This window comes from Pseudomonas sp. WT-JTC, from assembly GCF_056711565.1.
Genome location: NZ_CM160042.1, coordinates 6,249,362 through 6,262,036 on the forward strand (window position 1 = coordinate 6,249,362; position 12,675 = coordinate 6,262,036).

Consider the following 12,675-nt stretch of genomic DNA (forward strand, 5'->3'; position numbering starts at 1 on the left):
GGGGCATCAATCAAGCAGAGCGGTGGATCGTTACGCTCAGGTTAATGATCAAGATTGGCGTCGTTCATGCTGGCCTCTTCGCGAGCAAGCCCGCTCCCACAGTTGATCTGTGGTGAACACAAAACCCTGTGGGAGCGGGCTTGCTCGCGAAGGCGTCAGTCAGATCACCGCTGAATCGGGATCAGTCGATCAACCCGGCATCCACCAACAAGTTCTCCAGAGCCAACAAATCCGGTACCTTGGCCACTTGCTCGCCCACCTGCACCGCCGCCTGCTCCAGCGGACACAACGGCACATCCACGTAGCTCAACTGGCTATCGAGCTTGCAGGAGCGCGGAATCCCCTGCACCAGCAGCGCGATGAATTTCAGCTCGGGTCGCCCGCCGAGTGTGTTGAGGATGACGATCCGCGCGCGTTCGCCGATGACGACTTTCTGTGCGCATGCCGACTCGAAACTCAGCAGCGGAATCTGCCGGTCGCGCCATGTCACCAGCCCCAGGTACCACGGCGGTGTGTCGAGGTCGAAAGTCCCCGGCTGCTGGTAATCGATCAGCTCGGCCACGGCGACGTTGGGCAGGATCAGATTGCGGTCGGCCAATGGCAACAGCAGGCCGGTGAGGTTGCTGGTGCGGTGCTCAAGCATGGGTCTTGCTCCACAAGGCGATGCTTTCGAGCAGCACCGATTCCTGGTACGGCTTGCCAAGGTAGTCGTTGACGCCGATGGCCATGGCGCGATCGCGGTGTTTCTGTCCGGTGCGCGAGGTGATCATGATGATCGGCAGGTGTTGCAGGCGTTCGTCGTTGCGCACCTGGGTCGCGACTTCGAAGCCATCCATGCGTGGCATCTCGATGTCCAGCAGCATCAGGTCGGGCATGTGTTCTTCCAGCAGCAACATGGCATCTACCCCGTCCTTGGCGGTCAGCACGTTCATGCCGTGGCGTTCGAGCAAGCGGCTGGTGACCTTGCGCACGGTGACCGAGTCGTCGACCACCATCACCAGCAGCGGACGATGCGGTTCGGCTTCGACTTCCTGGCCCGCCGGACGCTGGGGGATACGGGCCTGCATGGCGCGGATCGGCGCCAGCAAATCCAGGATCAACACCACCCGGCCGTCCCCGAGAATCGTCGCCCCGGTCACCCCTTGCACCGCCGCAAACTGCGGCCCGAGGCTCTTGACCACGATCTCGCGAGTGCCGGCCATGGCATCCACGTGAACGGCGATATGCCGCTCGTTGCACTGCACCAGCAACACCGGCAATGGCAGGCTCTGGCCCAACAGTTTCGGGCGCGGGCCGGTTTTCAGCAGCTCACCCAGATAGCACAGCTCGTAACGTTGCCCGGCGTATTCGTAGGTGGGCGAATCGAAACGGAAATAGCCTTCGAGCTCGTTGGGCAGGACGCGAACGATGCCGTCGATGGTATTGAGCGGGATGGCGTACTGGTCCTCACCGCACTGCACCATCAGCGCCCGGTTGACCGATACTGTAAACGGCAGGCGAATGCGGAAATGCACGCCCTGCCCGGGCACCGAGTCGATGCTCATGGTGCCGCCCAGTTGCCGCACCTCTTCGTGCACCACGTCCATGCCGACGCCGCGACCGGAAATCTGGGTGATTTTCTCGGCGGTGGAAAACCCCGGTTGCAGGATGAACTGCAACACATCGTGATCACTGATGACGCTGTTCGGGGCCAGCAAGCCGCGCTTGATCGCCTTGCGCCGCACCGCGTCCAGCGGCACACCGGCGCCGTCGTCGCGGATGTCGAAAATGATGTCGCCGCCTTCACGCAGCAGATCGAGGGTGATCTTGCCCTTGGCCGGTTTCCCCGCCGCCAGCCGCACGTCGACGGATTCCAGGCCGTGGTCGACGGCGTTGCGCAGCATGTGTTCCAGCGGCGCGGCCATGCGTTCGAGGACGTTGCGATCCATCTCGCCTTCGGCGTTATCGACGATGAAATCCACTTCCTTGCCCAGTTCGCTGGACACCTGCCGAACGATGCGCTGCAAACGCGGGAGCATGCGTTCGAACGGCACCATGCGCGTGCGCATCAGGCCTTCCTGCAATTCGGTGTTGATGCGGCCCTGCTGTTGCAACAGGTTTTCCGCATCCTGATTGCGGCGTTCGAGGGTTTCCTTGAGGTCAAGCAAGTCAGAGGCCGATTCGAACAACGCCCGGGAAAGTTGCTGCAACTGCGAGTGGCGGTCCATTTCCAACGGGTCGAACTCTTCGTAGCCCAGACGTTCGGCGTCGACTTGCTGGCGGCTGAGGATCCGCCCCTGGGTTTCGGTATCGAGACGGCGCAACTGGTCGCGCATGCGCTCGATGGTGGTTTCCATCTCGCTCAGGGCGATGTGTGCATCGTTGACCTGTTGTTCGATCCGCCCCCGGAAGATCGACGTCTCACCGGCCAGGTTGACCAGATCGTCGAGCAGCTCCGCCGAGACCTTGACCATGTCCGCCCCGGTATCGGACGGCGGCGCCAGCGGCTCGGCCTTGGGCGTGGTCGACGGCGCCACCGGCGCGGGGGTTTCGGGCACAACCGGGTGGCTGAAGTTCTTGATCGCATCGATCAAGCGGTCGGCGGGCGGCATGGGCTCACCGGCGCGGGCTGCGTCGAGCATCTGCGCCAGGCGGTCATGGCTGCGCTGCAACAGCGTGAACAACGGCTCCGTCGGTTGCAGCACACCGGTGGACAGGCCTTCGTAGAGGAACTCCAATTCATGGGCCAGATCACCGATCGCGGCGATTTCCACCATGCGCGCACCGCCCTTGAGGGTGTGCAGGTCGCGCAGCAGGGTTTCCACTTCCTGGCGATTCGAAGGCTGGGCCTGCCAGCGCTCCAGCGCCGCCCCGGAGCTTTCGATGATGTCGAAACCTTCCTCGAGGAAGATCTCCAGCAATTCCGGATCGTGCGCAGCCGAGTCGCTGTCGATCGCTTGCCGGGCCGCCTCGGCGACTCCCGCATGACCTTGGCGGTAGGCACGAATGGCTTCGATCAGCTCACGGGAATCGTCCAGCGGCTGGTTGAGGTGCAACTGTTCAAGGTACAACGCCAGTCGGTCATGGCTCTGTTGCAGCAGCACTGCCAGTGAATCGCTGAAGGCGTAACGACGGTCCAGCAGGCCTTGGTAAAGGCTTTCCAGTTCATGGGCCAGATCGCCGACCGGTCCGACCCCGGCCATGCGCGCGCCGCCTTTGAGGGTGTGCAAATCCCGTTGCAGCGATGACAGCGGCGCGGCGTTGTCCGAGTCGCGCAACCAGCGCTGCGAGGCCTGACCGGCGCTTTCGAGGATATCCACCGCTTCTTCCAGGAAGATCGCAACAATTTCATCGTCCAGCTCGCGCCCCTCTCCTGTAGGAGCGAGCTCGCTCGCGATGGGCGTTAACGATGACGCGTTGTCATTGGATAAGCGCGGCGCATTTGAGTCCATCGCGAGCGAGCTCGCTCCTACAGGGGGTTGCGTGCGCTCAAGTTCCTCGGTGGCAGAACCCAGTTCGCGGATGCTCAGGCTCCGGCTGCCATCGCTGCGGATCAGGCCCATGGCCGACGGGTCAAGGCTCTCGTCGAGCAGCTCGCGCAAGGCCCTGATCCGTTGCGGCTGCGGGCTGACTTCCTGGCCGGCGGCCAATTCATCGAGCATGTTGATCAGCGCTTCGTGGGCATGCTGGGCTTCATGGAAAAACCGCTCGCTGACCGCAAGGCTGCTTTCTTCCACGGCACCGTACAAGTCGAGCAACGCTTCGCACAACTCGTCCACCGGGTGCAGATCGGCCAGATGGGCACCTTCGCCGAGGGTGGTCAATTCGTCCAGCAGCGCGCTGAGCTCCTGACGTTCGCCGGGGTGCTGCTGCCAACGCTGCAACAGGCTTTCGGCGTCCAGCAGGATGTCCATACCCTGGGCGAGGAAATTGTTGATCAACTGTGGGTCGCGCTTGATCCGCAGCCCCGTGTTCGGTGTGCTCAGGAGGTTTTCCAGGCGCTCGGTCAGCAGCGCCCTGGCTCGCTCGGTCAAACCCCGGGCACCGGGAATTTCCGCCAGCGGATCTTTCTTGAGCTGACGCAAACCGAGGCGGAACAGTCCCTCTGCTTCCAGCAGCAACTCGACTTCATCCAGATCCAGCGTGATCAGGTGCGCCTTGTATTCCCGGGCCAGCTGATCCAACGGGGCGGCCAGTTCGGCAATCGGCAGGACACCGGCCATGTAGGCACTGCCCTTGAGGGTGTGCAAGGCGCGCTGCAATTCGTCGCTGGCCTGCAACGGCATATGTTCGGCAGCCTGATCGAGGAACCGATTGAGGCTGCCCAAGTGGGTTTCGGCCTCTTTGCGGAAGATCTCCAGCAACAGCGGGTCGAGGGCCGCGACATCTTGCGTATCCTCATCGGACACCGGTTCCTCGCCCTTGGCCAGGGCATGGGCGCGGGCGGCCAACTGGTCGACATCGTTGCGCTGGCGCTGGGCATTGGCGGCGTATTCTGCCACCAGCTCCGGCAGCAGATGCAGCACATCACCGATCAGTTGCTGCACCGTAGCGCCCGGCTCCACGCTGTTTTCCAGTACGCGGTTGAGCAGGTTTTCCACGGCCCAGGCCAGCTCGCCCAGCACCAGGGCGCGCACCATGCGACCACTGCCCTTGAGGGTATGGAAGGCGCGGCGCAGCTCACTCAAGGCCGAGCGGTTGTCAGGGTTGACCGACCAGCGTGGCAAGTACTCGCGCAGGATTTCCAGGACTTCGTCGGTTTCTTCGAGGAACACCTCGCGCAGTTCCTCGTCCACCGGCTCTTCGCCTGAAGGCGGCGGCAGCAGGCTGCCCGGGGTGTTCAGCGCGGGCGGGTTGAGGCTCGAAACCGGGCTGGCGAGCACATCGGCCAGAGTCTGGACGATCTGTGGATCATCCAGCTCCTGCATCATCTGCATCACCTGCGCTTCGCTCGGGTTGAGCACATCATCAAGCACTGGCACATGCTGCTCACTGGGGAAGAACCCGAGGCTCGCCAGGCTCTTTTCCGCAACATCGAGCAGGTTTTCGCCCTGCGCTTGCGGGTCGTCGCTGAGGCGCTCGAGGTAGTACTCGATGCTGGTGATCACGTCGGCCAGGCTGTCCAGTTCCTGCCAGCCCGGTTGACCCGGTTCGAGCAACAGGTGCTCGCGAATGAAGTGATTGCAGGTTTCGACCAGGCTCGCCGCGCGGCTCAGCGGAATCATCGCCAGCGCGCCGCGCACCTGGGTCAGCAAGGCCGGCAGCGCCTGCAAATGCTGGCGGTCCCAATCGGCGTCGATGTAGTCGACGATCATGTCCTTGGCCTGCTGCAAACAGATGCGGGCCTCCTTGATCACGATCTGGTGGATCTGCGTCAGGTCGGTAGTCGGCAGGCGGTTGTCGTCCTGGCTCTCCGGCTCCACGGTACCGACCATGCCGGCCAGCGTCGCTTCGACGTACAACAAGGCCCCGGCAACATCCATGAGGATGGCATCATTGGGTTCGCGCTGGCCCTGAACGAGGCTGAGTACCACCGCCAATTGATCGATGATCACCTTGCGCGGCTGGCCGAAGCCCAGGACCGCCAGAGTGTCGGCAATCTGCCGCAGCGGCGCCAACAGGCTGTCGAGGTCGGAGGTGCGCTGGCGGTCACTGCGCACGAACAGATCCAGACGTTCCTTGACCCGCACCAGCTCTTCGCACAGCGCTGCCAGCACCGAGCGCATGGCGTCGCGGTCGGGACCGGCCAGCCGCGCGCGTTCTTCATCGACCATCGCGCTGTCGGGCAGCGCGTCGTCCAGTGAGTAGCGTTCTTTCATGGTCAGCATCTGCCCAGTGGGATGTTCGGCCTTGGCAATGTAGAACAGCAAACTCTTGAGCAGCTCCGGCGGGGCCGGCTGGTTGATGCCGTGCATGCCTTGTTCGAGCAGGCGCTTGAGTTCCTTGTCGGCATCCTTGAACAGGCTGCGCAAGGCCGGGCTATTGGCAATCACACCGCCCTGCATGCCTTCGACCAGCGCCGATGCCACCTGCCATAACGGGCTCAGGGGCGCATTGCCGCACAGCGCTTCGAGGCGGGTGAAGACCTTGGCCAGGTAATCGAGGTTGGTGTCGTTGTCCTGCTCACGCAGGAATCCGACCAGCGCCAGCTGCAGCATTTGCCGCAACTTGCGCAACACATTGGGCAATTCGTCCGGTTCCAGCTGCGCCAGCGTTTCTGCGTCCAGCGCCGGCAACTCGGGCAATTGCGGGCTGAACAGGCTGGTTTCCGACAGCAGGCTTTCGCCCCGGGCGCTGCGCAGGTCGTTGATCAGTGGCAACACCACCAGTGGCAAGTCGCGGCGCGCGCCTTGCACCCGGTCCAGATAAATCGGCAGTTGCCCAAGGGCCTGCATCAGCAGGTGCAGCGCCTCGTCGCGATGGCTGACACGGTTACCCTGCAAGGCCATGGCCAATTGTTCCATCTCTTCGGCGAGCAGCGCCGCGCCGTAGAACTCGACCATCTGCAGACTGCCGTGGACCTGATGGATGCACGCCAGGCAATCATCCAGCGCCTGCGTCGCCTGCGGGTCATCGAGCAGGTTTTCGATCGCGTGATGAGCCTGTTTCAGCGTTTCGGCAATCTCGCCCTTGACCCACTCGAGGGCCACATAGTCGTGCCGATCACCCATAACCACTCCAATCACAATTCAGATACCCATGGGCGGTTCAAGCTTTGTCCACAACCTGCGCCTTGGCATCCGGCAAGGTGAAACCGGACACCGAACGACGCAACTGACTGGCCATTTTCGCCAGGTTGCCGATGCTTTCGGCAGTGGCGGTGGAGCCCGACGACGTCTGCGAGGTGATCTGCTGGATCACGTTCATCGTCAGGGAGATTTGACCGGCTGACGACGTCTGCTGTTGCGCCGCATTGGAAATACTCTGGATCAATGCCGCGAGCGTCTTGGAGACGCCTTCGATTTCTTCCAGGGCCACACCGGCATCCTGCGCCAGCCGGGCGCCGCGTACCACCTCGGTCGTGGTCTGTTCCATGGAGATGACCGCTTCGTTGGTGTCGGTCTGGATCGCCCGCACCAGGGTTTCGATCTGCCGGGTGGCGGCGGATGAGCGCTCGGCCAGGCGCTGCACTTCATCGGCGACCACGGCGAAACCACGACCGGCGTCACCGGCCATGGACGCCTGGATAGCCGCGTTGAGGGCAAGGATGTTGGTCTGGTCGGCAATGTCATCGATCAGGCTGACAATGTCGCCGATTTCCTGGGATGACTCGCCCAGGCGCTTGATGCGCTTGGCCGTGTCCTGGATCTGCTCGCGAATGTTGTCCATGCCGTGGATGGTGTTGTGCACCACCTCGTTGCCCTTGTTGGCGATTTCCACCGAGCGTTCGGCAACCGCCGAAGATTCAGCCGCGTTGGCCGACACCTGGTCGATGGATTCGGCCATGTCGTTGATCGCCATGGAGGCCTCGGAAATCTGCTGGGCCTGATGTTCCGAAGCCTGGGCCAGGTGCATGGCGGTGGCCTGGGTTTCCTGCACGGCGGCGGCAACCTGGCCGGCGGTGAGGTTGATGGTCGCGACCAGATCGCGCAGCTGGTCGACGGAGTAATTGATCGAGTCGGCGATGGTGCCGGTAAAGTCTTCGGTCACCGAGGCCGTCACTGTGAGGTCGCCGTCGGCCAGGTCTTCGATCTCGTCGAGCAAGCGCATGATCGCGTTCTGGTTGCGCTCGTTCTTCTCAGCGGTTTCGCGCAACTGACGATTGGTTTCGCGCACCATCACCATGCCAATCAGGATGATCGAAGCCAGCGCCAACAGGCCCAGCACGTAACCGCCTATGGTGTCGGTGGTGCGCCCGCCGACCATGTTTTCAAAACCGCTGGCCAGGTGCGAGGCTTCGTCGAGCAGGGTTTGCGACAGGCTGAAAATGTTCGAGGCCGATTCACGGACCTTCAACAATTCCGGCGAGGTTTCGAGGATCTCGTCCACCGAGCCCGATACGAACTCGAACAGCTCGGAGATTTCCGCGAGTCGCGCACGGGCATCGCGGTCTTCGACCTGGCTGACCTTGAGCGCCGGGTCGCCCTGAAGCATGCCGTTGAGCACCTTGCCGAACTGCGTCGCGTCACGTCCGAACGCATCGGCGGCCTGCTGTGAATTTTCGTCGCCGGCCAACACCGTGTTGACTGCGCCGAGGATCCGCTCGGCCAGCAGCGATTGGCGCTGGGCCATCGCCACCTGGGCCGCCGGGGCGCCCCGCTGCAGGAGAATCTCGACGACCTTTTCGTACTCGACCTGCAACTGCGGCACGGTTTCGGCCAGAGTCGCGGCAACCTGATGCAGCGACAGTACGGTTTGCTCGCTGGAGAGGATCGCGTCGGTGTTTTTCAGCAGGCGTTCCCAGTCCTGTTGCACCGCGCGCATCTCTGGACGCACGGTGGCGGGGGCAGGCGGCAGGCCGGTGGCCGGGTCGCCCTTCTTCAGATAACCCCAGCGCTGGGCAAAATCGTTGCGCGCATCACTGAGCAACTTGAACGCGGCAGCCTTGCCGGCGGCGGCTTCGGTGGCGTTCTTGGCGATACGCTGGGACAGCACGCGCAGTTCGCCGGCGTGGCCGATGTACTGTTTGTCGTAGGTAGCCTGGGTGTTGAGGTACGCGAAGTTGGCGAACAGCAGCATGATGAAGACGATCAGCGCGATGAACAGCACGATAATCTGCGACCGGCTGCGCGACCCTTCCATTGGCTTGCCTGCTTTTGCTTTTATCATCGGTCCTCGCCTGTTAACCCATTTCCGAGCCTGCCCGGGACCCTGTGGGAGCGGGCTTGCTCGCGAAAGCGGTAGATCAGCCAATATCAATGCTGAATGGACTGCCGCCTTCGCGAGCAAGCCCGCTCCCACATTGGATCTGTGTTGTTCCTGTCACACCGCGACGTTCATGAACCCCTGAGACTGCGTCAATGCAAACGGGCTGAACACCTGCCAGCACTGCTCACGCTGAAACCGGCCTTTGACAAACGCCGCCATCGTCCCCTTCAACTCATCTGTCGGCACCGGCTCCAGGCTGTCCTGGGCAAAGTGCTGGAGGCCGAAGACTTCATCGACCAGCAACCCGGCGAACACCTCTTCATGTTCCACCACCAACACCCGCCGCTGTCGGCGCACAGCCGAAAGCTCGTGCCCGAAGAAGCCGCACAAGTCCATGACCGGCAGCAAACGCCCGCGCAGGTTGGCGACACCCTTGATCCAGGGTTTGACCCCCGGTAGCTGAGTGAGGCGCGGCTCGTGCAAGACTTCGCTGACTTCGCTCATAGGGGCGACATACCAGTGCTCGCCCAGGCGAAAACCGATGCCGCTCCAGCTGTCCCGCCGGGCTGGCTGGGACGGCAAGTCCGCCGCCAGCAACCGACAGCGCTGGTCGATTTGCAGCAGCAGTTCGAAAGCCGTCAGCGACTCGTTCATGGCCTGTCGATCAACCGGCCAGCACGTTGTTCAGGGTCTTGATCAGGGTGTCTTCATCGACCGGTTTGGTCAGGTAGTCCTTGGCGCCCTGGCGCGTGCCCCAGACCTTGTCGGTTTCCTGATCCTTGGTGGTGATGATGATCACCGGGATGTGCCCGGTTTCCGGGTCCTTGGTCAGCTGGCGGGTCGCCTGGAAGCCGTTGAGGCCGGGCATGACAATGTCCATCAGGACCGCATCGGGCTTTTCCTGGCGGGCCAGGGCGACACCGTCGGCGCCGTTTTCGGCTTTCAACACTTCATGACCGTGCTTTTCCAGCATGCCGGTCAGTTTGTACATTTCGGTCGGCGAGTCATCGACGATCAGAATACGTGCCATGGTCTTCCCCATTCTTGTCGACGCCGGGCCCGATGGCCGAGCGTCACTGTGCGTGTCCTACTGCGGCAAAACGGCGGCGAAACCAGGAACATGGGCCTGGATCGCATCAAGCAATTCTTCCTTGCTGAATGGCTTGGTCAAAAACTGGTCGGAGCCGACGATGCGACCCTTGGCCTTGTCGAACAGCCCGTCCTTGGACGACAGCATGATCACCGGAGTGGACTTGAACGCGCTGTTGTTCTTGATCAGGGCGCAGGTCTGGTAGCCATCCAGGCGCGGCATCATGATGTCGACAAAGATGATGCCGGGGTGGTTGTCGGCAATCTTGGCCAGGGCATCAAAACCGTCGATGGCCGTGATGACCTCACAACCCACGTTCCTGAGCAGCGTTTCGGCGGTGCGACGGATCGTCTTCGAATCGTCGATCACCATGACCTTCAAGGCGCTGGGATGCTGTTCCATAAAATGCTCTACCGTCGCCTTTGCGAAACAAATTGTCCGTTTGCCGGTTAACCCGGCTCGAAACCCTTGATGTTCAAGGGCTAGCACGACATGGCAGCCTTTTTAGCACAGTCTCCAAAACCAATCTATCGGCCGGCTTGCAAGGTGGTTTTTCCTTGACCGGGAACACACTCGGCGCCACTCTGACGCCACTTTTATACGCTGATCTTTTGTAGGAGCGAGCTAGCTCGCGATGGTCGTCAACGATGACGCGCATTCGCTGGATGAGCGCGGTGCTCTGAAGTCCATCGCGAGCGAGCTCGCTCCTGCAAAGGTCGCCATAGCCCCCAAATTTCGAGGAAACACCCATGAGCGTTCGCGTCGGGATTGTCATGGACCCTATCGCCAGCATTTCCTATAAAAAGGATAGCTCGCTGGCCATGCTGCTGGCCGCGCAGAAGCGTGGCTGGGAGCTGTTCTACATGGAACAGCGCGACCTGTATCAGGGCGAAGGCCAGGCGCGGGCGCGGATGCGTCCGCTGCAGGTGTTCGCCAACCCGGAAAAATGGTTCGAACTGGGCGCTGAAAGCGATGCGTTGCTGAGCGACCTGGACGTGATCCTGATGCGCAAGGATCCACCGTTCGACCTGGAGTTCGTCTACTCCACTTATTTGCTGGAACAGGCCGAGCGCGCCGGCGTGCTGGTGGTCAACAAGCCGCAAAGCCTGCGCGACTGCAACGAAAAGCTGTTCGCCACACTGTTTCCGCAGTGCACGCCGCCGACCGTGGTCAGCCGCCGCGCCGACGTACTGCGTGAGTTCGCCGCCAAACACGGCGATGTCATCCTCAAGCCGCTGGACGGCATGGGCGGCACTTCGATTTTCCGTCACCGCGCGGGCGATCCGAACCTGTCGGTTATCCTCGAAACCCTCACCGCCCTCGGCGCCCAGCAGATCATGGGCCAGGCCTACCTGCCAGCGATCAAGGACGGCGACAAGCGCATCCTGATGATCGACGGCGAGCCAGTGGATTATTGCCTGGCACGGATTCCGGCCCAGGGTGAAACCCGCGGCAACCTGGCCGCCGGTGGCCGTGGCGAAGCCCGACCGCTGACCGACAAGGACCGCTGGATCGCCGCACAAGTCGGCCCGACCCTGCGTGAGAAAGGCCTGTTGTTCGTTGGCCTGGACGTGATCGGCGAGCACCTGACCGAGATCAACGTCACCAGCCCGACCTGCATTCGCGAGATCGACAATGCGTTTGGCACCGACATCGGCGGCCTGTTGATGGATGCCATCGATCAGAAGCTCAAGGCACGTTGATTAGCCAAACCAACATTGCGTTATCATGCGCGGCCTGTGAAAACGCGATGTTGGTTTCCTTGTCATGACACTCCCGTCCGATCTGCCTGCCGAACTCGCCCACCGCGGCGTGCGCCCGGCCGATCGCCTCGGTTTTACCCTGTTTCTGGCAGCGCTGATCCACCTGGCCTTGCTGTTGGGTGTCGGGTTTGCAGTGGTCGAGCCCAAGCAGATCAGCAAAACCCTGGAAATCACCCTCGCCACCTTCAAAAGCAAAAAAAAGCCTGAGAAAGCCGATTTCCTGGCCCAGGAGAATCAGCAAGGCAGCGGCACCCTGGATAAAAAGGCGATTCCCAAGACCACCGAGGTCGCGCCCTTCCAGGACAACAAGGTACAGAAAGTCACGCCACCGCCGGCCGCCAAGCCTGACGTGCAGGAAGCGCCACCGAAGGCGGCCGTGACCACCGTGGCGCCGAAGCCGAAAAAAGCCCCCGCCAAGACCGAGGAGCCCAAGACCGAGGTCAAACCCCAGGTCCAGGCACCGACGTTCGACAGCGAGCAGCTGTCCAGCGACATCGCCAGCCTCGAAGCGGAACTGGCGGCCGAACAACAGCTGTACGCCAAGCGCCCGCGCATTCACCGCCTGAGCGCGGCCTCGACCATGCGCGACAAGGGCGCCTGGTACAAGGACGAATGGCGCAAGAAAGTCGAGCGCATCGGCAACCTCAACTACCCCGACGAAGCGCGGCGCAAACAGATTTACGGCAATTTGCGCTTGATGGTCTCGATCAATCGCGACGGTTCGCTGTATGAAGTGCTGGTGCTGGAGTCTTCAGGCCAGCCGCTGCTGGACCAGGCCGCGCAGCGGATTGTCCGGCTGGCAGCGCCATTCGCACCGTTTACCGGGGATTTGTCGGATGTTGACCGGCTGGAGATCATCCGCACCTGGAAATTTGCCCGCGGCGATCGTCTCTCCAGCAACTGACCACACACCCCCACCTGTAGGAGCGAGCTTGCTCGCGATAAACCTGAGAGCACCGCGGGGTGTCAATCTGGCAGCGTTATCCTTGACGACCATCGCGAGCAAGCTCGCTCCTACAGAATTGCGCTATTTCC

Annotated in this window: 8 protein-coding genes; 2 read left to right on the top strand and 6 right to left on the bottom strand. The window is 62.1% G+C overall.

Features of this window, described 5'->3' with window-relative positions; genetic code table 11:
• Positions 1–181 precede the first annotated feature (181 nt).
• The 6 genes from AC06G5_RS28435 to pilG all read right to left on the bottom strand — a co-directional run bounded on the left by AC06G5_RS28435 (position 182) and on the right by pilG (position 10,279).
• The gene (locus AC06G5_RS28435; protein ID WP_413427656.1) at positions 182–643 is read right to left on the bottom strand and encodes a chemotaxis protein CheW; all 462 of its coding nucleotides are present in this window, start codon (positions 641–643) and stop codon (positions 182–184) included.
• On the bottom strand, positions 636–6,650 hold the full coding sequence (locus AC06G5_RS28440; RefSeq protein ID WP_480458630.1) for an Hpt domain-containing protein: 6,015 nt from the start codon (positions 6,648–6,650) through the stop codon (positions 636–638). The genes AC06G5_RS28435 and AC06G5_RS28440 overlap by 8 nt, the downstream gene beginning before the upstream one ends.
• Before the next feature lie 37 nt (positions 6,651–6,687).
• Entirely contained in the window at positions 6,688–8,748 is a 2,061-nt protein-coding gene (locus AC06G5_RS28445) for a methyl-accepting chemotaxis protein (RefSeq protein WP_413703879.1), read from the bottom strand.
• A 153-nt stretch (positions 8,749–8,901) separates the two neighbouring features.
• On the bottom strand, positions 8,902–9,441 hold the full coding sequence (locus tag AC06G5_RS28450) for a chemotaxis protein CheW (protein WP_413703878.1): 540 nt from the start codon (positions 9,439–9,441) through the stop codon (positions 8,902–8,904).
• 10 nt (positions 9,442–9,451) lie between these two features.
• The gene (gene pilH, locus AC06G5_RS28455) at positions 9,452–9,817 is read right to left on the bottom strand and encodes a twitching motility response regulator PilH (protein WP_007897961.1); all 366 of its coding nucleotides are present in this window, start codon (positions 9,815–9,817) and stop codon (positions 9,452–9,454) included.
• A gap of 57 nt (positions 9,818–9,874) precedes the next feature.
• Positions 9,875–10,279 (bottom strand): twitching motility response regulator PilG, encoded by a 405-nt coding sequence (gene pilG, locus AC06G5_RS28460; RefSeq protein WP_413703877.1) that lies wholly within the window; start codon positions 10,277–10,279, stop codon positions 9,875–9,877.
• Between the two features lie 347 nt (positions 10,280–10,626).
• Here pilG and gshB point away from each other — a divergent pair, with 347 nt between their 5' ends.
• Both gshB and AC06G5_RS28470 read left to right on the top strand, forming a co-directional pair.
• Complete coding sequence (gshB, locus tag AC06G5_RS28465) at positions 10,627–11,580, top strand: glutathione synthase (RefSeq protein ID WP_085716383.1); 954 nt, start codon at positions 10,627–10,629, stop codon at positions 11,578–11,580.
• Between the two features lie 64 nt (positions 11,581–11,644).
• Complete coding sequence (locus tag AC06G5_RS28470) at positions 11,645–12,544, top strand: energy transducer TonB (RefSeq protein WP_413703876.1); 900 nt, start codon at positions 11,645–11,647, stop codon at positions 12,542–12,544.
• Positions 12,545–12,675 lie beyond the last annotated feature (131 nt).